At 51.5% G+C, this 23,007-nt stretch carries 23 protein-coding genes; 7 read left to right on the forward strand and 16 right to left on the reverse strand.

Features of this window, described 5'->3' with window-relative positions:
• Positions 1-11: 11 nt before the first annotated feature.
• Complete coding sequence (gene eat / locus G516_RS0103235) at positions 12-1,424, forward strand: ethanolamine permease (RefSeq protein ID WP_028292447.1); 1,413 nt, start codon at positions 12-14, stop codon at positions 1,422-1,424.
• A 796-nt stretch (positions 1,425-2,220) separates the two neighbouring features.
• Here the strand turns inward: eat and G516_RS0103245 are convergent.
• Positions 2,221-3,303 carry a TRAP transporter substrate-binding protein gene (locus G516_RS0103245; protein ID WP_156878932.1) on the reverse strand — a complete coding sequence of 361 codons (1,083 nt, stop codon included), beginning with the start codon at positions 3,301-3,303 and terminating at the stop codon, positions 2,221-2,223.
• A 174-nt stretch (positions 3,304-3,477) separates the two neighbouring features.
• Complete coding sequence (locus G516_RS0103250) at positions 3,478-3,963, reverse strand: GNAT family N-acetyltransferase (RefSeq protein ID WP_211225048.1); 486 nt, start codon at positions 3,961-3,963, stop codon at positions 3,478-3,480.
• 235 nt (positions 3,964-4,198) lie between these two features.
• Here G516_RS0103250 and G516_RS0103255 point away from each other — a divergent pair, with 235 nt between their 5' ends.
• Positions 4,199-4,543 carry a cupin domain-containing protein gene (locus tag G516_RS0103255; protein ID WP_028292451.1) on the forward strand — a complete coding sequence of 115 codons (345 nt, stop codon included), beginning with the start codon at positions 4,199-4,201 and terminating at the stop codon, positions 4,541-4,543.
• 51 nt (positions 4,544-4,594) lie between these two features.
• On the opposite strand, the gene G516_RS24855 is transcribed toward G516_RS0103255, so the two are convergent.
• Both G516_RS24855 and G516_RS0103265 read right to left on the reverse strand, forming a co-directional pair.
• On the reverse strand, positions 4,595-5,563 hold the full coding sequence (locus G516_RS24855; protein WP_028292452.1) for a M23 family metallopeptidase: 969 nt from the start codon (positions 5,561-5,563) through the stop codon (positions 4,595-4,597).
• A gap of 152 nt (positions 5,564-5,715) precedes the next feature.
• On the reverse strand, positions 5,716-5,952 hold the full coding sequence (locus G516_RS0103265) for a helix-hairpin-helix domain-containing protein (protein WP_028292453.1): 237 nt from the start codon (positions 5,950-5,952) through the stop codon (positions 5,716-5,718).
• Positions 5,953-6,462: 510 nt separating this feature from the next.
• Between G516_RS0103265 and G516_RS25225 the strand changes: the two genes are divergently transcribed.
• A complete protein-coding gene (locus G516_RS25225) occupies positions 6,463-7,038 on the forward strand; it encodes a hypothetical protein (RefSeq protein ID WP_322785969.1) in 576 nt (191 codons plus the stop codon).
• Positions 7,039-7,432: 394 nt separating this feature from the next.
• Positions 7,433-7,741, forward strand: coding sequence for a hypothetical protein (locus G516_RS0103275; RefSeq protein WP_156878933.1), 309 nt, complete (start codon positions 7,433-7,435; stop codon positions 7,739-7,741).
• Between the two features lie 375 nt (positions 7,742-8,116).
• On the opposite strand, the gene G516_RS0103280 is transcribed toward G516_RS0103275, so the two are convergent.
• The 6 genes from G516_RS0103280 to G516_RS0103305 all read right to left on the reverse strand — a co-directional run bounded on the left by G516_RS0103280 (position 8,117) and on the right by G516_RS0103305 (position 12,763).
• Entirely contained in the window at positions 8,117-9,103 is a 987-nt protein-coding gene (locus tag G516_RS0103280; protein ID WP_028292455.1) for a GTP pyrophosphokinase, read from the reverse strand.
• The gene (locus G516_RS0103285; protein ID WP_028292456.1) at positions 9,100-10,185 is read right to left on the reverse strand and encodes a nucleoid-associated protein; all 1,086 of its coding nucleotides are present in this window, start codon (positions 10,183-10,185) and stop codon (positions 9,100-9,102) included. Before G516_RS0103285 ends, G516_RS0103280 begins: the two co-directional genes overlap by 4 nt.
• Positions 10,127-10,744 (reverse strand): SLATT domain-containing protein, encoded by a 618-nt coding sequence (locus G516_RS23685; protein ID WP_051218891.1) that lies wholly within the window; start codon positions 10,742-10,744, stop codon positions 10,127-10,129. The genes G516_RS0103285 and G516_RS23685 overlap by 59 nt, the downstream gene beginning before the upstream one ends.
• Before the next feature lie 543 nt (positions 10,745-11,287).
• Positions 11,288-11,530 carry a hypothetical protein gene (locus G516_RS24575; protein ID WP_156878934.1) on the reverse strand — a complete coding sequence of 81 codons (243 nt, stop codon included), beginning with the start codon at positions 11,528-11,530 and terminating at the stop codon, positions 11,288-11,290.
• Between the two features lie 171 nt (positions 11,531-11,701).
• Positions 11,702-12,295 (reverse strand): glutathione S-transferase family protein, encoded by a 594-nt coding sequence (locus tag G516_RS0103300; RefSeq protein WP_028292458.1) that lies wholly within the window; start codon positions 12,293-12,295, stop codon positions 11,702-11,704.
• Between the two features lie 24 nt (positions 12,296-12,319).
• Positions 12,320-12,763, reverse strand: coding sequence for a VOC family protein (locus G516_RS0103305; RefSeq protein ID WP_028292459.1), 444 nt, complete (start codon positions 12,761-12,763; stop codon positions 12,320-12,322).
• A 160-nt stretch (positions 12,764-12,923) separates the two neighbouring features.
• Here G516_RS0103305 and G516_RS0103310 point away from each other — a divergent pair, with 160 nt between their 5' ends.
• Together G516_RS0103310 and G516_RS0103315 are read left to right on the forward strand one after the other, a co-directional pair.
• Positions 12,924-13,868 (forward strand): LysR substrate-binding domain-containing protein, encoded by a 945-nt coding sequence (locus tag G516_RS0103310; RefSeq protein ID WP_028292460.1) that lies wholly within the window; start codon positions 12,924-12,926, stop codon positions 13,866-13,868.
• Between the two features lie 141 nt (positions 13,869-14,009).
• Complete coding sequence (locus tag G516_RS0103315; protein WP_322785970.1) at positions 14,010-14,780, forward strand: alpha/beta fold hydrolase; 771 nt, start codon at positions 14,010-14,012, stop codon at positions 14,778-14,780.
• Between the two features lie 249 nt (positions 14,781-15,029).
• Here the strand turns inward: G516_RS0103315 and G516_RS0103320 are convergent, their stop codons facing one another.
• The gene (locus G516_RS0103320) at positions 15,030-17,342 is read right to left on the reverse strand and encodes an FdhF/YdeP family oxidoreductase (protein ID WP_028292462.1); all 2,313 of its coding nucleotides are present in this window, start codon (positions 17,340-17,342) and stop codon (positions 15,030-15,032) included.
• Between the two features lie 300 nt (positions 17,343-17,642).
• Here G516_RS0103320 and G516_RS20830 point away from each other — a divergent pair, with 300 nt between their 5' ends.
• Entirely contained in the window at positions 17,643-18,536 is an 894-nt protein-coding gene (locus tag G516_RS20830; protein ID WP_051218892.1) for a LysR family transcriptional regulator, read from the forward strand.
• A gap of 154 nt (positions 18,537-18,690) precedes the next feature.
• On the opposite strand, the gene thrH is transcribed toward G516_RS20830, so the two are convergent.
• The 5 genes from thrH to G516_RS0103355 all read right to left on the reverse strand — a co-directional run bounded on the left by thrH (position 18,691) and on the right by G516_RS0103355 (position 22,789).
• Positions 18,691-19,308, reverse strand: coding sequence for a bifunctional phosphoserine phosphatase/homoserine phosphotransferase ThrH (thrH, locus tag G516_RS0103335; protein WP_028292464.1), 618 nt, complete (start codon positions 19,306-19,308; stop codon positions 18,691-18,693).
• A gap of 234 nt (positions 19,309-19,542) precedes the next feature.
• Positions 19,543-20,391 carry an MlaA family lipoprotein gene (locus G516_RS20835; RefSeq protein WP_084644835.1) on the reverse strand — a complete coding sequence of 283 codons (849 nt, stop codon included), beginning with the start codon at positions 20,389-20,391 and terminating at the stop codon, positions 19,543-19,545.
• Between the two features lie 125 nt (positions 20,392-20,516).
• On the reverse strand, positions 20,517-21,275 hold the full coding sequence (locus G516_RS0103345; protein WP_028292465.1) for an HvfC family RiPP maturation protein: 759 nt from the start codon (positions 21,273-21,275) through the stop codon (positions 20,517-20,519).
• A complete protein-coding gene (locus G516_RS20840) occupies positions 21,272-22,291 on the reverse strand; it encodes an HvfB family MNIO-type RiPP peptide maturase (protein ID WP_245582599.1) in 1,020 nt (339 codons plus the stop codon). Before G516_RS20840 ends, G516_RS0103345 begins: the two co-directional genes overlap by 4 nt.
• Positions 22,292-22,321: 30 nt before the next feature.
• Positions 22,322-22,789, reverse strand: coding sequence for an HvfA family oxazolone/thioamide-modified RiPP metallophore (locus tag G516_RS0103355; protein ID WP_051218893.1), 468 nt, complete (start codon positions 22,787-22,789; stop codon positions 22,322-22,324).
• Positions 22,790-23,007 lie beyond the last annotated feature (218 nt).

Consider the following 23,007-nt stretch of genomic DNA (forward strand, 5'->3'; position numbering starts at 1 on the left):
AAGGAAAACTGATGTCTGCATCCCCTCAACTTGATCAGGAATATCTGGCTCAACGCCAGCTCAAACGTGGCTCAGCCGGTTGGCTGCTACTGGCTGGCCTGGGTGTTTCCTATGTAATCTCCGGTGACTTCGCTGGCTGGAACTTCGGTATTGCCGAAGCTGGCTGGGGTGGCTTTGTCATCGCCGCCGGCCTGATGGGCCTGATGTACTTCACTCTGGTTCTGTCGCTGGCAGAAATGTCGGCCGCCATTCCGGCCGCCGGTGGCGGTTACAGCTTTGCCCGTCAGGCCATGGGCCCGGTGGGTGGCTACATTACCGGCCTGGCGGTATTAATTGAATACGCCATTGCTCCTGCTGCCATCGTGATCTTTATTGGTTCGGCGGTGGAATCCCTGCTCGGCTTTAACGGCCCGGTGGTATACGCAATTTTCTACGCCGTATTTATCGGCATTCACCTGGCAGGCGTTGGTGAAGCGCTGAAAGTCATGATGGTGATCAGCGGTCTGGCGGTATTGGCCATTCTGGGTACTGCCGTGGCACTGATCGGCGATTTTAATGCAGAGCTGCTGTTCGACATCGCTCCTACTGACGCCGCTGGCGCCTCTGAATTCCTGCCATTCGGCTGGTACGGCGTATGGGCTGCGCTGCCATTCGCCATGTGGTTGTTCCTCGCGGTAGAAGGCGTGCCGCTGGCCGCTGAAGAAGCCAAAAACCCGGCCAAAGACGTACCGAAAGGCATCATCGGCGCCATGATCTTCCTGCTGTTCACCGCCGCACTGGTGGTCTTCATTCTGGCAGGCATTACTGGCTCTGAAGCACTGGGCAGCAGTGCCGTGCCTTTGGTCGATGCACTCAACGCAGCAGGTAACCCGCAACTGGCGACACTGGTGAACGTACTGGCACTGGCAGGTTTGATTGCCTCCTTCTTCTCCATCATCTACGGCTACAGCCGTCTGGTGTTTGCGCTGTCTCGTGCTGGCTACCTGCCACAAAGCCTGTCGTTGACTAACAAGCGTAAGGTGCCTGCCCGCGCCCTGATTATTCCAGGTATCTTCGGCTTCCTGGCTTCCCTGAGCGGTGAAGGCGACCTGATGCTGACCATGGCCGTGGTAGGCGCAACCGTGTCCTACGCCCTGATGGCCCTGAGCCACATCCTGCTGCGGGTAAAACAACCTGAGCTGCCACGCCCATACAAAACCCCAGGTGGCGTATTTACCTCCGGTATTGCACTGGTACTGGCTCTGGTTGCTCTGACCGGCGTATACGCCTTCGATCCACGCGCCTTCTTCTACACAATTGGACTGTTCATCATTGGCGCCGCCTACTTCTTCCTGCACAGCCGCAACAAACTGATTGCGACCACCGCAGAAGAAGAGTTCAACCTGCTGGCAGCCGCCGAAGCAGATCTGGAAGCGGGCAAATAAGCCCAAACCCACCCCGCAAACAAAAACGCCCGGCTAAACAGCCGGGCGCTTTCGATTTTACTGCTTTAGCGGCTCTGATCAGCCAGTAACGTAGGTCGAATAAGCGAAGCGCCATCCGACACAGGGATTATCAGATGGCGACCGCCCTTCTCAGTCTCACACGCTCCTGCGTGGTAGCCATATCGGGATACATTCCCACGCAGAGCGTTGAAACGAGGGTAGCACAGCCCTGAAAACTGTGCCCCGCCCAATCAGATTACGGGTTGCTCGTTTTTCCAACGGCTGCTAGCGTGATTGACATGACCAACATTTACGAAAAATCCGCGATATTCCTGGCCATAATCATGTGCATCCCGGTTTATGTTGCCATATCGGGGTTCGTTGCCTTCCTCGACAACAGCAATCCACTACATTACGAGGGCCTATATGTAACCGGCTACATGGTCATTTTCTCTTCAGCAATCTGGATTCCGCATCTCATATTGAATGCATTAAAGTGGAAAAGAATCAGCAGAAAAATTCAGGCGTTAACATTTATACCTACGGGTTTAATGCTCGCGTTAGCTGTTCTAGCCGAAATCAACGGCATTCCGTGGTAGGCACAATTATTAAGCACAGGCAAATACACTACTCTGGTTAACCCTGATCCACAGTATTTTTGTAGGTCGAATAAGCGAAGCGTCATCCGACGAAGAGTCTGCTGAATAACACTGCTTTACCTAGGCTGCACCCCATAAACAAAAACGCCCGGCTAAACAGCCGGGCGCTTTCGATTTTACTGCTTTAGCGGCTCTGATCAGTCAGCCGTGGTTTCCAGATACGCTTTGGTAGAAATATCGGTCCAGGCGCGTACCTTCTTCAGGTAGTCCGCCTGGGATTCCACAATGCGCTTGGCCAGCTCATCTTTTTCAGTCAGCTCGGCCAGCAGTTCGTCGTTGGCTTTACGCATGGCGTCCATCACGTCTTGCGGGAAGTCGCGAACCTGAATGTCCGGGTTTTCGGCCAGCATTTTGTCCCACGCCATGGCGTTGGCATCAATGGCTTGCACGTACAGGTCGAAGGCGGCTACGCGGAAGGCGGTTTCCAGAATCACTTGCAGGTCTTTCGGCAAGGAATTCCACTTCTTCTTGTTCACCAAAAACTGGGTTTCTGAACCCGGCTCATGCCATGCGGTGTAATAGAACGGTGCGATTTTCTGGAAGCCCATGCGTAAGTCGAAGGCAGGACCTACCCACTCCAGTGCGTCAATGGTGCCGCGCTCCAGCGAGGTATACAGCTCGCCCGGGGCAATGTTGGTTGGGCTGGCACCCACACGTGCAAATACCTCACCGGCAAAACCAGGAATACGCATTTTCAGGCCCTGCAAATCGGCCAGCGATTTGATTTCCTGCTTGAACCAGCCGCCCATCTGAATATCCGAGTTACCACCTGGGAAGGACAACAGGTTATGCGGGCCATACACCTCTTGCATCAGCTCCATACCGCCACCACGGTAGAACCAGGCGTATTGTTCGGTGCTCATCATGCCGAACGGCATAGAGGAGAAAAACAGCGTATTAGGTACCTTGCCCTTCCAGTAATAAGAACTGGAATGACCCAGATCGTACTGGCCAGACTTCACCATATCGAACACGCCAAACGGTGACTTGTGCTTGTTGGCGGAGTCGATGCGAATTTGCAGACGGCCGTTAGACATCTCGTTGGCCAGCTTTGCCATGTTCTTGCTGGCATCACCCAGAATTGGCGTGTTCTCGCCCCAGGTTTCTGCCAATTTCAGGCGGTAAACCTTATCGGCCGCCGTGGCAGTAAAAGACAGTGCCGCAATGGTCGCCACACTGACCGCTTTCAGAAGCAGTGCTACTGTATTTTTCTTTTTCATCATGTTCTCTTGACGCTCTCGATCGCCCCTCTTCCGTGGGAGCTTATTGATAGAACACCTGTACCGGTGCTTTCCAAGCCGGACACTTTAGCGGTTCAGTCAACAGGATGCTATCTGAGCGGTCAGGAAATAATCAGCAGATGAGAAATTCAGGATCGTTTGGCCGTAAGACCACTAATTCAAAGGCGGGACGTTCAATTCGTAACTGGTGTACTGCTGCCCGAACAAAGTGCTTTCGTACACACGCGAGGCCATTTTTCGCAGAAAGCGATACTCTGGGCGAGTATGAAACAAATGCAGCACCACCCGGGTATGACCGAGCTCTGCCGCCCACGCCATCATATCCTTGAACACCGCAATACCGACGCCCCAGAATGATTCATCCAGCACAATAGCCAACTCATAGGCGTCGTTTTCAAACTGAATCCCACACCAGCCTGCAACGGCCCCATTCACGCAAATACCACGAACACGGCAACCCGGTGCGGCATCCACCGCTTTCTTCTCCGCAACCCAAGCCGCCAAAGTGGTTTCGGTAAACAGATCATGCTGCACCAGATGCGTGCGAATTCTGTCCTTGTTCAGCATGGCCAACAGCGCGTGTTGGTCCAGCTCGCCAAGCTGAGAGTACTCAATGCTTGGTGATTCAATGCGATCCATAGGTGTTCTCCAATACCATGTGTCCGAATTTGCATGTGTCCCTGTTTAAAACACCCCCTGTTTAAAGCGCCCCTGTTTAATGCGACGCCTGGGCAACAAAACAGCCGATTGATTCGCGGCGTCGATTCCTGAAATCCCGTCGCCCACAGTCAACCCGGCTATTCAAACGGCTCATAGAATGCTGCCAGCTTTTGCTTTTAAACCGCACGTTAACCAACATTGCTCGGGAGCCGAGATGTCTGACTTCATTACCGTACTGCGCGAAACCTGCCCTACCCCAGTGGTCGATGCCACCAAATGGAAGCGCATTGAAGGCGAACCACACACAGTTAACCTGAACGCCTACCAGTCTGAAGATGGCAGCAAAATCATGGGCACCTGGATCTGCACCCCAGGCAAATTTGAAGTCGCTTACGACAAGTGGGAGTTCTGCCACTTTCTGGAAGGCTACTGCATCATCACCCCGGAAGGTGAAGAGCCAAAGCATCTGAAAGGCGGCGACGTATTTGTGATCGAACCAGGTATGAAAGGCACCTGGGAAGTGGTTGAAACCGTTCGCAAATACTTCGTGTTTGCCTGACACGGCTTGCTTTATTAGTCACAGCCCTGTGTTTTGACCGCAGGGCTGTGCTTACCTTGCCCACGGTTCAACCGAAATACCCCACAGACTTTCAGTCCTATTAGGCCCGCACTCTCCTACAAAGGGTTCCGCAAGGCTGTAGTAATCATCGCCCCAGACTTCAAAGTGAAGATGCGGCCCTGTCGAGCTCCCTGCACTACCAACTTCCCCAATTTTTTCACCACGCTGAACATAGTCACCCGCAGCCACGAGTATTGAGCCACTTTTAAAGTGGTCATAGCGAGTAGCGAATACATCACCGTTATAGTGTTCAATAACAACCACATTCTTTCCGACAAAACACCAGAAGCAGGAATCACCACCGCTGTCCGCCGGACAATAATCACCAGCGTCAGTACATATTGCGTATCCGTCGTCCAAATCAGGATAGTAGTTGGAATTCGGTGGCAGGCAGTCTTCCTCCGTGCTGTTGGCATCACAACGATCGTATGCACCCGGATGGTCAAAGGCCCATAAAACCCTTCCACTTTGGGCAGCGTATACATCGACCCCAGCATCCATTTGGTCCCAGGAGTACAAACTGATGTCTGTGCCTTCATGGCCAGTGTAACCGGGGCTTTCGCAGTTGAAAGCCAGTCCATCCGAGTCTATATCGGCGTGTCCAATGGAACAGCTCTCCCCCGGAATGCAATCGATTGGCCACAATAATTTGGATTCGTCGTCAATCACGTCCGTAGCTGGATCGGTTTCTTCTGCGGGATCAGTTTCTTCTGAGACGTCAGTTTCTTCTGCGGGATCAGGCTCTTCTGAAGGATCGGTTTCTTCTAAAGGGTCAGTTTCTTCTGAGGCATCAGTTTCCTCTGATATATCGGACCCATCTGACGTATCGGCTTCCTCTGAAGTATCTGTATTTTCAGAAGATTCAGCGCCGCCCTCTGCTGTAGCCTGGTCCGTGTTCGAAGACTCTCCGTAACAACCCGCCAATGAAAGAGTCAAAAAAACGATCAGTAACTGATTCATCCGCCTTCCTTGATATTCTCCTGAGGCCCAGTATGACGACGCTCATTCCGAACCGCTAATAGGCAAAAGACCGATTGTGCTCCGCTATTACCGTAATCCCAGAACGTCATTGCCATCAGATCCAGGGATCTACACCACGTGAGCCCACAGAATCACAAACCCTGTTTTGCCCGCTCAATCGCCGACTTCACCGCCGACAGTGCTCTGGGACTGTTTTTCCAGCAGGTGGTGTTGAGCATCGACGCGACCCTTTCAGCAATTTCCTCTGGATCAAAACCAGCCAAATCAGAAAACGAGTCGATACCAATTTCTTCAAAACGCTTCACCACCGTTGGCCCAACGCCTTTCACCCCAAGCAGGGCTGACTTTTCTGAATCACTAAAGGGCATATATTGGCACTCCATACCGGTAAATATCAGACGGCTGCTGAGCAATGAGCTGTGCTTATCCAAACCGCCAACGCTACATCGGCTTCATGACAGGAACAACCACTTCAACAAACCTGCACCAAACCGTAGGAGGGATTTCAATCCCGAAGCCTCCAATCCCGCACCAAGCGTAGGATGCTAATGGCAAACCGAGACACCTGGCAAACCGAGACACCCATCCAAACTGGTACCTTTGACTGATTCCATTTTCCAGTTCACAGGCCATAATCAGGTTTCGGTAACTTCACGGATGGAGTTCGACCATGCCAAAGCCCCGCAAGCAACAAGTATCTGTTGAAGCCACGCCCTACTACCATTGCGTTTCTCGCTGCGTTCGCCGCGCCTTTCTTTGTGGAACAGATTCAGTTTCCGGCCAAAGATACGAGCACCGGCGAAGCTGGCTCGAAGAACGTATCCTGGCACTGCCTCAGATCTTCGCCATCCAAGTCTCGGCCTATGCCGTGATGTCTAATGTCTAACCACTATCATGTCGTTCTTTTCGTCGATTCTGATCAGGCAAATGGCTGGAGCAATATGGATGTGGTTTTGCGCTGGCACCAGCTATTTAAAGGCAATGTATTGTCCCAGCGCTTTGTGCGCGAAGAACCGCTATCTGAAGCCGAGCAGAATCGTTTAACAATCCTGATTGATGAATGGCGCTCACGGCTCAGCGATATCAGCTGGTTTATGCGAGTATTAAATGAGGCGATTGCCCGTGAGGCCAATGCCGAAGATGGCTGCTCTGGACGTTTCTGGGAAGGCCGTTTCAAATCTCAAGCCCTACTGGATGAGGCTGCCTTACTGAGCTGCATGGCTTATGTCGATTTAAACCCGGTTCGAGCAGCGATCGCAGACACGCCAGAAGCCTCGGATCACACTTCAATAAAACAGCGAATCGAACACTCAAACACCACCAGAACCCCAAATTCAATAAAGGCGCAAACCCCGCTATTACTCCCCTTCACCGGAAATCCGCGCCAAGACTCTCCTACTGGAATCCCAATGCTTTTGAGCGACTACCTAGCGTTAGTCGACGAAACCGGATGAATCATTCGATCCAACAAACGTGGGGCGATTGACGACAAACTTGCCCCAATCCTGAGCCGCATCGGGCTGGACGACCAGCATTGGCTGACCATGACCCAGCAGTTTGAACGCTGTTTCAGTACCTTTGTAGGCAATGAAGCCAACATTCGACAAGCCTGCGAGCAACTGGGTTACAAACGACCGACCGGAACAAGCCAGGCCCGCCGTTTGTTAACCGGATAGCCTGTGTGACATTCAAGCCTGTGAAGTTAATATTGTTATCAGATAAACATCTGAGGCTCTCTTTCACCTGAAAATCCAGAAATGGCGCTAACTAACGAGTCGCTCCTATGCAGGCATAACAAATCTACGTCGACCCTCACTGCATTATTCAATCTGATACCAAGGCAAAGCTGTGAACTCCACCCTACCCTTAATGTTGGAGCTGCTTGGCGATAAGTGGATGTCCTGTTTGTCCCTTGAAAACAACCGTTTCGACGGCCAGCATGTCGTGCTGTTTAACACCTTCAACAGCAACTTCGGCGACGACCAGATCGCCGAATTCAAAGCCAAAGTCATGGCCCATGGTGCAAGTTCTTTTGAACACAAATACGTACTGCGCGGGCGAATGACCCAGCAGCTGACGCCGGAGCAGATGCTGCGGGCTATTGACGAGGGATGGTTCCGGGCGCAGATGACTATCAATAACAATTATCGATTTTGAACTGGCTTGTAGGAGGGATTTCAATCCCGATGGCCCCAAATAGCTGCCACGATGGACAATTTAATTACAAACCAACCAACGACAAATCGTAGGATGCTAATGTGCTAACCCTGCTCTCTACCGTCGACACCACTAATCAATCAGATAGCAGCTGAGGTCAACACTCGACGGAAGCCCACAAATAGCGCTATCGAATGGGGCTTTACACATGATATGGCCAAATCGACACGCAATTTCTTCGTAGAGTTCGCCTGATGACAAGCCAAGATCTAGAGCATAAACAACGCCTGAAGATAATCTATAAAGATTTATCGATGGATATCCTTTTTACGCACTGGCAATAGTTAATACCAAGGCACGCCATTTCAAAAACCATCAATCATGATCAAGAGAAACACCTACAACCATAGCAAGATTTTCCAGAATCCTGTAATTTAACGGCCAACCATTAATTAATCTATGTTTCTTTTTCTTAACCATGTAAAGCAAAAAAATAATCACACTCTGCTTATAAAATGGGTTTTCACCAACACCACCCCTAATAACATCTGATAGATAACACTCTTTTCTTATAAACCTCTCGACCTTCCTAAGTAAATCCTCGTCAATCAAATCACGAAATTCATCAAAAATAACAATCGAAGATTTTTGCGCTGAAGCACTTTCAAAACCAACGTATTCTTTGTAAAGACTGTCAAGTTTTTCCTGAAAATCAAACTCGCCTGAAACATCAAAGATTAACCGGCTGTTAACATCAGAAAAGAAGTCATCTGTGGTTTCAATTAGAGCCATACTTTTGGCTACAGTACGATGCACTTCTGGTTGAACTAAAGTTTTGGCTTTGTAAACAGCGTCATGTGTTAATTCAGCGTATGCATGCTGCAACAAAGTTCTTATCTGTATCTCACATGGCGTACCCGGATGGATTAGAACATCGTTATGAATAAACTCAGTTTTACTCCTTACAACATAATGAACAGACTGATACGTAAATAAGAGAGGCTCTTTTTCTCTTTCTGAATAGAAGTGCCGACACTCCTTGTGATCCCAACTTTCCTCGTTAACGATTACGTCAGATATCTCTTCAATTTGTTCTATCAAAAGAACAACAAATCTACAGCCCACTTTATCTTCAATTTCTTCATAAGGATTTTCATAGTTCTTGTTGGTTCTATAAAAAGCTTTATCCAGAAGAGAAGTAGTATCCTTGATTCTGTGCTCAGGACTTTGTTTCAAGAATGAAGATAAGTCTTTACCGTTTGTTTTCAGATGTTTGCATATTGTAGATGTGACAAAGTCCCCCCATGCGTCATGCATGGGGATTTCTTGATTCCAATGCTCTAAAAACTCTTTTTCATTCATTCTTGAGCTACAATTTCATCTTTAACAATGATTTTAGTCCATTTTACAGCTTCACCTGCATCGTTCACGTTAATTGATTGTATGTCAACAAGTTCTTTAAACACTTGGGATGGTGCTATTAATTTAACATCCTTACTAAATGATAGCTTTCTTGTTTTTAATTTCCCAGAGATAAACTCTATATCTTTTGTAAAAGCGGTGTTTGGTATTTCCTTATCTTCAAGAAACTCGGAGTATGAATCTCTTGTCTCTACATCAAAATACCTACTCGAAAACTCTAAAGGATTAACAACGTCTGAGTTTTCGTGCTTCAAATATGAAACCAAGGCATTATGTAAGTCATTCCGCTTTTCTTCGCTGACATCTATATCATTGAGGAATTCACAGGTTGCATCATAAAACTGTTTCGTTGTTCGTGCACATGTTTCGGGGTACCCACAACCGAGAAAACTAGAGTAAAAGTAAAGAGCCGCAGCCTTCCCTTCTGCTTGACTAATCTGTGAGTCAGAAACAAGGACATCCCATTTCGAATTTAAATCGTCACCTTCAGGCGTAGTAGATTTTTCGAAAAAAGCAGCTGTCTTGTATAACTTTGTGGCAGGTGTAAGAAGAGCCTCTTCAATATATTTAAGCGTAATTTCACTTGTAAGATCATCAACCTTTTTTCCGTAAGCACTATGAATTTCTGCCTTCATAATCCCAACGAATTTTTTGGGTGTTGCACCATATAAACCGCCAAACACGACGACTATGCCACCTTGTAAATTCTTTCTCTGCTGAGCATCTGCCAATTTGTTTGCAACATCATATGACAAGGAAATAAAATCCTCATCGCCACACTCACTTAGCATGTCTACCATCGGAGGAAGATCAGTGGACTCTTGATTTACAATAGACATAGGAACAGCTTTTGATTCTGCTCCTATAGCATTGATAAACCTAGACTTAAATGTATTCATGGCTTCAGCATCAAACCTTATGAATTCTGTACCTCTGCTTGGTGTTACCTTTTTTCCATCTTCATCACGCTGATGTATCTGATGAATCACAATTCTTTGTACTTGCAGATTGACAATATTCACAAAACTTTTCCCATTTCATTTTTCGACGCATTATTACTAGCAGTCTTTGCACTTTGAAAATACTTATCCACTCGCGACTATCCTTATCCCAAACACATTGATATTTGTTAAAAACATCATCCAACTGAGATTCATCATTTTTCGATTTCATATACCCCAGTTCATTCTGTACCTGATATAGAGACAACAGCGTATTTTTCTGCCTGATCCAAAGTTTTTTGTAGTCAAAAAGTGCGTTCCAGCTACTTATTACAGTAAGCAAGGCGCCGAAAGCCAAAGCCAAATTTTTCTGAAGATGTATATATTCATCTGATACATCCACGCCTAAAGTAAGAGTAATCACTGCTCCTAGCGTTATAGACAATGCATTGGCCCAGACAGCCTTTTTTTTACTTGACTCGACTTTCCCCTTTAATTTTTCAATACTCTTTGAAATTTCACCTTGTAGAAATTCTGAGCTCGACACCTGCTCTGCCATTGAAAAGCCTCTCTTTAAAAACGCAACAAACTGCAGCTTAATTTTTTTAAATACCAATAAAAACCATTCATCACAGGTCAAGAATAAGTATTTTTCCGAATAAATATCATTAATTCCTTTTCACGCCGCTCCGTGAAGTAACTTGATACTGACGTTTTTATAATAATTTTAATTATCTGAGAAATACGCCACTATCTACAAAACCCATATCAACATAAATACGTATAACTGACCGAGCGCACACCATTTTCCATTCAACGCTCCCCATGAGCTTGTAAACCGCACAGGACAACGTCTTTAATTTCAGCCACTAACGCTACCAGCAGCTGGGATAGCGAACAACCTCCTCAGTCAAAACAATCACGATTTTTACCATCCATCAGGAGCAACAAAAGCTGCTCCCCCCCACTACAACCGCCTCCAGCTCCCCTGCGCCCGAACCTGAAGAAAACAGGCGCCCCTCCCGAAACAAGCAGCTGCAACAAATGGCCGAGCTGATCAGCCAGTACTCAACGCTATTGCCCATCGTTAACTCATCTGGGCCAGTGCTGTGAATAGCCACCAGCAGCATTTCTGCGATGCCGCGTAGCAGAAGGATGCCAGTGATCAGTGTAAGGGCCGTTTTTACAAGTGGCAGTTTGCGGATAACCGCAGAGGCAGACAGAGCGTACAAAACCCCACACGGTCAGAAAGGTGGCGACGATGCTGGTAAGGATGGCGGGCCAGTGCGGCTGCGAAGCTTATGAACGCGGCGAATATCAGGGCGGTATTGGCGATGGCTTGCTGGTTTTTGCTGGCGGTGGTGTCAGTAAAACTGGAGGTTCTGCTGGCGATAGTGTGCGGGGCATCTGGTGCAGTGTTGGCCATGAATTCGTCCTTGTCTCTTTTTATGGTTTGACTGAACAACCATGTTAGCGAGCGCAAAGCGAATTACTGTTAAGCGGTTGGAGTAACCGGATGAATGAAATGGAAATACCGGCTGGATTTACAGCCGGTATGTTCTGGCAGGTGTTAGGCCGTTGGTTACTCTGCTGTTTATTAAATAGCAGGCATACCGGTATAGCCCGGCAGCTCCTTTATGCGGCCAATCCACGCCTGAATGGCGGGGTATTGTTCCAGCGTGACACCGCCTTCCCAGCCCAGTGCGATGTATGGGAATACCGCCAGGTCGGCGATGGTTGGGCGGCCCAGCGCCAGCCATTCGTTGTTTTGCAGGTGTTGTTCTACCAGCGGCAGAATGTGATTGCTGACTTCGATGGTGCGTTCTTTATTGAGGGCATAGCCAAACTTGTCGACCAGACGGGCGGCGTTAGGGCCGTTGAAGATTTCGTTGGCAGCGGTCGCCAGCCATTGCATCACTTCACCTTGCTGGGCGGCGCCGTCTGGCCACCATTGATTGCCTGCGTATTTGCGGCCCAGGTACACCAGAATCGCCTGCGAGTCGCGCAGCACTACGTCGCCATCTTCCAGCACGGGCAGTTCGCCAAATGGGTTGAGGTCGATCACCGGCGCACGCTTGTGGGCACCGTCGAGGAAGTCGACCGGCACGATTTCCAGGTCGATGCCAGCCAGTGCGGCTAACAGACGGACTTTGTAGCAGTTACCAGATAGTTCAAGATCATAGAGTTTCATGGCAGTACCTTTGGGGTTTTATTGTTATCTAACGGTCGCTTTATCCGAGTCGTTTTGATCCGGTTCGGAGATCAATTGGTTAAATTCCAGCACGTTGCGGTCGGGGTCACGAATAAACAGCGTAATTCGGCGCGGGCCAATCGGGTGAATGCCTTCGGTAACCACAATGCCTTGCTGGTCGAGCCAGTCTTTCATGGCGTGAAGGTCGTCCACCACAAACGCAGCATGGGTAACGCCCGGTAGTTTTACCGGCTCATCCAGAAGCACATTTCGGTTATTCGGCACTTTACTGGCGTTGAAGATCAGATTGATCCGCACGCCGTCCGGCGATTCCATTTCATTGGCTTCATAGTTGTCGAAGCTGCGAATTTCCTTAAAGCCCAGCTGCTCGTAGAAGGCCACGGCTGTCTGGCGGTCGCTGACGCGGATTCCGACGTGGTCATAGGCGCGAATGGCTTGGGGGTTCACGGTAGCTCCAAAGTACGAGGTTGATGTATTCAGTAAACGCCTTTCGTTCAGTGCAATAAATACAGTCAGACTGTTAGGTTTATTCAGCTTTTTGCACAAATACTAGGAGCTGCCCAAGGCAGTGGCCCGAACCCAAATAGCCGAGAGCGAGCAGCGACAGATGGACAAACTCAAGGCGATGGCGACCTTTGTGGCGATTGTGGACCAAGGCAGCATGAGTGCGGCGGCCGATCAGCTCGCGCGCTCACCGGCCGCGGTGGTACGCAGCCTGGCCGAGCTGGAAAAACAACTCGGTGTGCGGTTGCTAAACCGCAGTACCCGCCGACTGGCGCTGACCGACGAAGGCCGTGACTACTTGCAGCATTGCCGTCGGATTCTGGCCGATGTGGATGCCGCGGAGTTTCAGCTCGATACCCGCCGCGCCAATCCGGCAGGCAAGTTGTCGATCACCGCGCCGATGATGTTTGGCCGGATGCATATCGCCCCGCTGCTGAATCAGTGGCTGCAACAGCATGAAGGCATGAGTGCCGAGTTGACCTTGCTCGACCGCACGGTGGATTTGATTGAAGAAGGCTTCGACCTTGGCCTGCGGATTGGCCAGCTGGCGGATTCATCACTGGTTGCCAAACCGCTGGGCCATGTGCGCTGGGTGTTGTGTACCAGCCCCGATTTACTGAAACGGCTGACACAAACACAACAACAGGAGCAGCAAAACCAGTCGCTTATTCACCCGCTGGATTTGCAAGAACTACCAACGCTGGCGTTTACGGCATCGGGCAATCACTGGCCGTTCCGCCATGAAGGCAGCGACTGTACGGTGAAAATCAAACCGGTGTTCGCCAGCAATCAGATAGATACCCTGCTGCAAGCCTGCCGCGACGGCCTTGGCATTACCCGGGTGCTGTCGTATCAGGCCCAGCAGGATTTTGAACAAGGCACCCTGGTGCCTGTGTTTGCCAATAGCAGCCCTGCCCCAGTGCCTGTGCAGTTTGTGATGCCGCATAACCGGCTTGTGTCGCCACGGGTGCGGAGTTTTCTGAACAGCACTACGGAGCCATTGCAACAGCGGTTACAAGACATAGAACAGACGCTGAGCGGATTCTGATAAGAGTTTTTGGTTAAAACTCCGGCCGTATTACAGCAACGGCCGCCGTGAACACAGACTGATTTCCTGCGATACTGGGCGCCTTTTTCCGGCCGCCCTGTTTTTGGCCAATCCCCTTTCTGATGTATCACAGGAGTCTGTATGTCTGCGCTGAAGCTCAATTACCAAATCACCGGTGAAGGTAAGCCGCTGGTAATTATTCATGGCTTGTTTGGCATGTTGCAGAACTGGGGGGCGCAAACCAAAGCGCTGTCGGAAGAGTATCAGGTGATTACGGTCGATCTGCGTAACCATGGCCGTTCGCCGCATTCGGACGATGTATCTTACCCGGCGATGGCGGCCGATGTGCGTCAGCTGATTGCAGACCTTGGTTTTGAGAAGGTCGATTTATTGGGCCATTCGATGGGTGGCAAGGTGGCCATGCAACTGGCCTGCGAGCCAGATACGCCGATTGAACGTTTGATTCTGGCAGACATCGCACCGGTCGATTATCCAAATCACCACAGTGACGTGTTTGCTGGCTTGCAGGCGGTGGATTTGGCAACGCTGAAGTCTCGTGGCGAGGCCGACAAGATCATGGCCGAGCATATTGATGATGCGTCGGTACGGGCGTTTTTGTTAACCAACCTGTACAAGAACGAGGGTCAGTTTGCCTGGCGGATTAACCTGAAGGCGTTGGTTGAGCACTATGATGAGATTTCTTGCGCTCCGGCCATGCAACAGCCGTACGAGGGGCCGACCTTGTTTATTAAAGGCGGTGATAGCCATTATATTTTGCCGAAGTATCAGGATGCAGTGCTGAAGTGGTTCCCTAACGCAGGTTATAAGGTGATGCCGAATGTCGGGCATTGGCTGCATGCGGAAAAGCCGGATTTGTTTACCAGTTTGGTGCGCCGGTTTTTGCAGGGGTGATGATACGGGCGGAATGGAAACTCCAGACCATAGGATGGTGCTCTTGCGCCCATAATTGAGACGGCTTTGATGGGCACAAGTGCCCATCCTATGCTGCTTCGATATTTCGGACTACACGGGCGCGCCCCGGATAACCGCGCTCCCACTTTCGCGAATGAATTCGCTCCTACAGGGTAAGTGGATCTGATGGGCGGGGCCCATCCTACAGGTACAGGATAAGTGTTTGTTCATAAGGTAACCAACAACGCATCAGGCGATGCGTTGTTGGTCTTCGTATGGCCTAACCACGATGGCGATGGATTTTGAGGTGGGTGTGTAGCTGCCGTCGCCAATGCTTTCCAGTGGCACCAGCGGGTTGGTTTCCGGGTAGTAGGCTGCCATGTTGCCGCGCGGGATGTCGTAGGCGACGGCTTTAAAGCCCGTCACCTTGCGCTCGCGGTTGTCGGGCCACAGCGACTGCATTTCTACCAGTTGTTCGTTTTCAAGCCCCAGTGCTTTCATGTCTTCAACGTTCATAAACAGCACCTTGCGCTGGCCAAATACGCCGCGATAACGGTCATCCATGCCGTAGATGGTGGTGTTGTATTGGTCGTGGGAGCGCAGGGTTTGCAGGGTAAAGACCTTGTCCTTGCTATTACGTTGGGCCGTTACAGCAATCAGTTCTTCTGGCAGTTGCGCACTGCTGAAGTTGGCTTTGCCAGTGTTGGTGTTCCACTGGCGGTTGGCGGCGCTGTTGCCCAAATAGAATCCGCCTGGCTGGCGGATTTTTTCATTAAAGCCCTTAAAGCCGGGAATGGTCGCTTCAATCAGGTCACGAATGCGGTCGTAGTTGGCGGCCATGTCGTCCCAGTTAACGGGGTGATTGCCCAGCAGGGCTTTGGCCATACCGGCAATGATGGCTGGTTCAGAGCGCAGTTCGTTGCTGAGCACGTCACGTACGCCAGCGGAGGCATGCACCATGCTCATGGAGTCTTCCACGGTGATGCATTGCTCACCACTGGCCTGCATATCGATATCGGTGCGGCCCAAGCACGGCAAAATCAGTGCGTCTTTGCCCGGTACGGTATGGCTGCGGTTCAGTTTGGTGCTGATATTGACGGTCAGCTCGCACTGGCGCATGGCTTCCATCACCCGTGGGGTGTCTGGTGTGGCGGCCACAAAGTTACCGCCAAGGCCAATAAATACCTTGCTGTCGCCGCGCAACATGGCTTCGATGGCTTCAATGGTGTTGTGGCCGTTTTCCCGTGGCATTGGCAGGTTGAAGTGCTGCTCCAAGCTGTCCAGCAAGGCTTTGGGTGGGCGATCGTTGATGCCCATGGTGCGGTCGCCTTGCACGTTGCTGTGGCCACGAACCGGGCAAGCCCCAGCTCCCGGCTTGCCAATATTGCCGCGCAGCAACAGCAGGTTGGTGACTTCCCGAATGGTGTCTACCGAGTGTTTATGTTGCGTCAGACCCATGGCCCAGCTGCAAATCACGCGATCGGAATGGGCATAGATTTCAGCGGCGTCGATCAGCTGATGCTGTAGCAATCCGCTCTGTTCTTCAATTTGCTCCCACGAGGTGGCATCAACCGCCGCCAGGTAGTCGTCCAGTCCGTTGGTGTGTTGTTCGATAAATTCCAGATCAAACACGCCTTTCAGCTGATATTTCTCGGCTTTACGCTGCATGTCTAACAGATGCTTCACCATGCCACGCACGGCCGCCATGTCGCCGCCCAGCGCCGGGGTGTAATAGTCCGAGCTGATTTGGGTGGAGCCATTGGAGAGCATTTCCACCGGGTTTTGCGGGTGGGTAAAGCGTTCCAGGCCACGCTCTTTCAGGTTGTTGAAACTCACAACACGGGCGCCGTGCTTGGAAGCATCCCGCAGGGCATCAAGCATACGTGGGTGGTTGGTACCGGGGTTCTGGCCGAATACAAAGATGGCGTCGGCCTGCTCAAAATCGTCCAGCGTGACTGTGCCCTTGCCGATGCCTATGCTGGCGATCAGTGCCTTGCCCGAGGCTTCATGGCACATGTTGGAGCAGTCCGGGAAGTTGTTGGTGCCGTAGGCGCGCACCATTAACTGATACAAGTAGGCCGCTTCGTTGCTGGCTCGCCCAGAGGTGTAGAACTCGGCCTGATCCGGGCTATCCAGTTGTTGCAGGTGGTCGGCAATCAGCGCAAATGCTTCATCCCAACCTATCGGCTGATAGGTGTCGGTACTGGCGTTGTAGCGCATGGGCTCGGTCAGGCGGCCCTGAAATTCCAGAAAGTAATCCGACTGCTGATGCAACCAGCTGACTTTATGGCGACTGAAGAAGTCAGCATCCACGCGTTTGCTGGTGGCTTCCCAGTTCACGGCTTTGGCACCGTTTTCACAAAACCGCACCATGCTGGCCGAGGAGCCATCGCCCCAGGCACAGCCAGGGCAGTCGAATCCGGCAGGCTGGTTGGTTCGCAGCAGGTTTTTGATGTTGCCGGCGAGGTTATCGCTTTTCATCCAGTGCTTGGCAGTGCTTTTAAGCGCACCCCAGCCGCCCGCCGCCTGAGTGTAGGGTTTGATACTGGCTTTGTTTGTCATGCTGCGTACCGCGTTGAGTTGCCCGATTGCCCATTTTATAGTGGCCTCACCTTTGCTAATGCGGATAACAGTCGCACCAGGTGGGCCAGCCAACACAGCCGGTTTGATGGCTTTGGTGGCGTTTGGGTTCTTTAAGAATCTGGTTGTTATCGGCCTATGGTGCGGCGGCAAGCGTGTCATGGCCAATCAGTTGTCCTGACATGGTAATAAGCCATTCTTATCAGTTTGATTTTGGTGGTAAGGTTTGCTGAACGGTTTATCGCGTTTTGCGATGCCCAACTGACCTGGAACTGGCTCTGTATGGACCTGAAACAACTGCGCTTGCTGTGTGCGCTGGACGATACCCGTCATTTTCGCAAAGCCGCTGAGGCCTGTTTTATTTCTCAGCCTGCCCTGTCGATGCGTTTGAAGTCGCTGGAAGAAGAACTGGGCATTGCACTGGTGCTACGCCGCCAGCGCTTTGAAGGCTTTACAGCCGAAGGCGAACACCTGTTGCAATATGCCCGCAGCGTAGTCGCCAATTGCGATGCCATGGCGTCGGAAGCCACAGCCCTGCAAGGCCAAATGACGGGAAACGTTAGAATCGGCGTAGTGCCGTTATCAGATTTTGACCTTGGCAGTCGCTTGCAGCTGCTCAGCCGCCAACACCCGCAATTGCGTTTTCAGCTACAAAGCCTGAGCAACGAAGCCATTCTGGAGCGCTTGAACGATGGCAGGCTGGACCTTGGCGTGGTGTATCAAAGTCATTTGGACGCTGCCCGGTTTGAGGTGCTGTCGCTTGGCCAGCAGCCGTGTCATTTGTTGTATCAGCAAGAGGCCATGGCGGGACAAATTAAAAACGAGCCGAACGCCGCGTTGCGCTGGCCGGATGTCGCGGCACTGCCATTAGGGTTGCTGGGCAGTAAAAATGTCTTTCGGCAGTTTATCGATCAGCAGTGCGTGCAGGCAGGCGTGTCGGTTACGCCAGTGGTGGAAAGCGATTCCATTCATCAGTTGCTGCAAATGGTCGACTCTGGCGTCTGCGCCACGGTGATTCCGGGGACGCGGCTAAGCGGTTTGTCGCACTCGCATTTACGAGTTCTGCCGTTGGAAGCATTGGCTCCCGAGCTGACGCTGGTGAAACCCAAATTGACACCCTCCCCTCGGGTTCCGGCGGTGGTATTTGAGGCACTGGCAGAGAACACAGCATCCTGAACAAGACAGCCGGAGCCGTCATAAATAGACGAGACAAAGAAAGAAAAGCGGGAAAAAGAAAAGCGAAGCGGGAAAAGAGAACCGAGAAAGAGGTAAAAGAAGAATCTGTGCCAGCAGCAACCAGCGCTGCCAGCACAGAATAAGCCAGCGGACCTTACAGAGTCAGGTCGCGGTTACTGGCTTTGATGAATTCTTTCTTCAGGTCTTCGTAGGTGTGAACCGCCGGGAACTGAGGGAATTCCTCGATCACGTTTTGTGGCGCATGGAACAGGATACCTGCATCCGCTTCGGCCAGCATGGTGGTGTCGTTGTAGGAATCACCCGCCGCAATGGTGCGGTAGTAGATGGTTTGCAGGGCACGGATGGACTGACGCTTTGGATCGGCCTGACGCAGTTTGTAGTCGGTTACACGACCTTCTTCGTCAGTGATCAGACGGTGGCAGAACAGCGTTGGGAAACCCAGCTGACGCATCAAAGGCTGAGAGAATTCGTAGAAGGTATCGGACAGGATGATGACCTGGAAACGCTCACGCAGCCAATCAACGAATTCACGAGCACCTTCCAGCGGGCTCAGGGTCGCAATGACTTCCTGGATATCCTGAATCTTCAGGTTGTGTTCGTCCAGAATACGCAGACGCTGCTTCATCAGCACGTCGTAGTCGGGAATATCGCGAGTAGTCGCTTTCAGCTCTTCGATTCCGGTTTTGTTGGCAAACTCGATCCAGATTTCTGGTACCAGTACGCCTTCAAGGTCCAAGCATGCGATTTCCATGAAAAATCCGCCATATCAGTGTGGTTATACAGAAACGACGTACTCTAGCCAGTTGGCGACATGAGGGCAACCGCGGCAGCGCATGCAACCTTGCTGAAAGCGGCTATCTGTTCGGAATGAGCTGACCACGACACGGTGCAGACGAGATGCGGGAAGCGTTAGTACGCGTAAGTAGATGGAGCCGAGCTGGAACCAGATACAAGAATGCGGGCCTGAAGCCCGCATTCTTTTGAATTACATACTGTAGGTTTCGCCGGTGGCTGGTGCTGCCTGACCGTCGGCTGGCGCATCGTAGATGCCCTCGTCCCAGTCTTCACCCCAGTCATCGTGACCGCCTTCATCCCAATCTTCGCCCCAGTCGTCTTCGGCGTCGTCGAAGCTGTCCCAGTCGTCATCAAAGTTGACTTCCACTTTGCCGTCGTTAACCAGGTACTCGCGGCGCTGAAGGTACAGGCTGCGCAGGAAGGTGTAGCGGTCACCGGTGATCATGCTTTCGGCTTGCAGCAAGTCGGCGCGTTTATCGACGCCCCACAGCACCACCATGGAATAGCGGTCGCGGTTATTGCTGGCTACGTTGGTTGCACCCAGGCCACTGACCCACTCTACGCCGGTACCGGCGGTATCACGCAGGTTGCTTGGGCCAAGGAACGGCAAAACCAGATACGGCCCGGTGCCCACGCCCCAGTAACCGAGGGTTTGGCCAAAGTCTTCTTCGTGCTTGGGCAAACCAATATGGGTGGCAACGTCGAACACACCAAAGAAACCGACGGTGCTGTTGATCAGGAAACGGCCGGTGTCCGACAGCGCCTGACCAAACTTCAACTGACCCAGGTCGTTGGCCACGACCAGAACGTCCCCAAGATTGGAGAATACGTTACTGACCGAGTCGTCAACGTCTTGCGGAGTAATGTATTGGTAACCTTCTGCAGCTGGTCGCAGAACGTATTTGTCCATCACCTCGTTAAAGGCGAATACCCGACGGTTAAACCCCTCCCAGGGGTCGTCCGGGTTGGTATTTTTATCAGCAGCAAAACTCATAACGGATGTGGCAGCCAGCAGTGTGGCAAGCAGCAAACGCATCATGATGTCCTCAGTCCATTTTTGCGGCTATTAAAGCAGTTTGACCACGCTGAAAAAAGGCGGCCTGACTCATTACTTGGTTCCATTTTTGGCAAAAGTCTCACGGGTGAGTATAGGCACAGAGCTGTTCAGAGTGTTCCTAGCAAAATCCCCTGCTGATGCCATTGCTGCAATATCTGACAGCCTCCCGCCATCGCCGCGTCGCTGGCTTCCATACCGCTGGCTTGCAACAGGGTTTCGACCAGTTGCAAGCCGGTCAGACGGTCTGGATTGGCACTAACCAACGCCAGCAAACTTAGCGTGAAAGGGTTCGTTTCAGTGAAGCGCACCTGTTCGTCATCGTCCCGGTAAACCACCAGCGCCGTTTGGCGGGGTTCGGGGGATGGGTTTTGCGGCGCAATGGTATGCACCGGATACTGATACAAAAAACCCTGACAGGCCGGAGCTGTCACTGGCACGCCAGTCAGCACATCGCCGTCCAGCTGAACCCCTTCGGGTTTGTCGGAGGGATCGACATCAACGGCCAACTCCAACCATTCATAATGAGCCAGCTCGTTAAGCCACGGCGGATCGCTCGGCTCATGGTTGTAGCCGGTGTTCAGAAAGTCCAGAAACGCCGCTGATATCTCCAGAAAGTATGGCGTTTGGTGGGGATATTCCTTGAAAAATGCGGTGGCGATCCGATCCCACTGTTCTTCACCCAGCATTGAACGGCAGACAGGAAAACCGCCATCCAGAAAGCCTTTGACGTTGTTGTAAAACAGATCCCGATACACCTTCAGGCGACGCTCTTCGGTGTCCGCTGGTGGCACTGTTTGGCCTCGAGTACGAATATGGTCAGCCAGCTGGAGCTGCAGTTCGGTAAAGCCCTTTGCTGCAGTGCTCATAGGTCACCTCCAGCCTGCTGCGCTTTTTCCTGCTGTCCTTGTTCCTGCTGTCCTTGTTCCTGCTGTCCTTGTTCCTGCTGTCCTTGTTCCTGCTGTCCTTGTTCCTGCTGTCCTTGTTCCTGATGTTCAGCCGCCTGCTGCTGAGTGCGGCGAATCTGATTCAATTCGTCCATCAGCTCTGCCAATGGCGGAAAGTTAAAATCCCGTTCCAACAACGTCGGTACCACGCCATGGCAGGCATAGGTATGCTGAAGCAGCTGCCAGACATCGTCTTTGACTTCCATACCGTGGGTATCCACCAGCAGGTCATCGGCTTCTTCAAAATGCCCGGCAATGTGCATATAGCGAATGCGTTCGCCCGGCATGGCTTCAATGTAGGATTTGGCTCGGGCCATGGCCGAATGACGATCTGCTGCCCCGCCTGACGGATGGTTCACCGAGTTAACGTAGATGTTATTGATGTCCAACAGCAGCTCGCAGTCGGCTTTTTGCAACACCAGATTGACGAATTCCGGCTCCGACATTTCCTTACCGGGTTCCAGGTAGGCCGAGACGTTTTCGATGATCAGCCGCCGCCCCAGAATGTCCTGCACCCGCATGATCCGCTCGGCAACATGGTTTGCTGCGGCTTCAGTAAAGGGAATTGGCATCAGGTCGTACAGGTGGTGTTCGCCACCGCAATAGCTCAAATGCTCACTGTAGGCCTTGATGTTGTGTTGCTTCAGGAAGGCACCAACGTCACGAATGAATTGCTCGTCCAATGGTGCTGGCCCGCCAACAGATAGCGACAAACCATGGCAGAGAAAGTCGTATCGTTCGGTCATTTCCCGGAACTGGCGGCCCAACCGGCCGCCGACGTTCATCCAGTTTTCGGGAGCCACTTCCATAAAATCGATCGGTGCGTCAGGTGCTTGCAGTAGCTCGGGCAGCAAACCACGCCGCAAACCAAGCCCCGCTCCCTGCACATCCCATGGTGAATTATGTTCCATTGGTACTGTCGCCCGTTCGATATTCATACTTGCTCCAGAAACACTGACAGTGGCCGCTTAGCTGTTACCACCGCACTTGCCTTCACCGCATTTGCCTTCAGAAGATGATTTGCTCATTTTCTTGGCACTATCGCCGCCGCACTTACCTTCGCCGCATTTACCTTCGGAAGACGACTTGCTCATGCTCTTGGCGCTGTCGCCGCCACATTTGCCTTCACCGCACTTACCTTCGGAAGACGATTTGCTCATGCTTTTGGCGCTGTCGCCGCCGCACTTGCCTTCGCCGCATTTACCTTCGGAAGACGCCTTGCTCATGCTCTTGGCGCTGTCACCACCACATTTACCTTCACCGCACTTACCTTCGGCATGGTGGCCAGCCACCTGATAACCGGAAGACAGCTCGGCAGAGGCAAACGGGTTTTCAGCCGCAGCGACCGCTGGAGATTGCGCCATGGCGGCAATAAAGGCAGCACCCATTACCGCAGACATTGGCTTGATAGAGGTTTTTACGTTTGGAGTTTTCATTGTAAGCGACCTTTTTAAGTAATCAGGTTTGATTCAGCCATGCTGGCTTTTGGTTACCGGCACAGCTGCTTGCTGGCCTTCTGATTACTCTGTCGGTCGGCTTTCGGGTTTCTTACACGGTTTTTAAAATTTTTTTGAAAAAATAAAAAAGCCGGTGTCCGCAGGGCGGACACCGGCCTGGTTTAAGCCTGAAGTTGGCGTTTTCGAGTGTTACCGTC

This window comes from Oceanobacter kriegii DSM 6294 (genome assembly GCF_000422845.1).
Lineage (GTDB): Bacteria > Pseudomonadota > Gammaproteobacteria > Pseudomonadales > Oceanobacteraceae > Oceanobacter > Oceanobacter kriegii.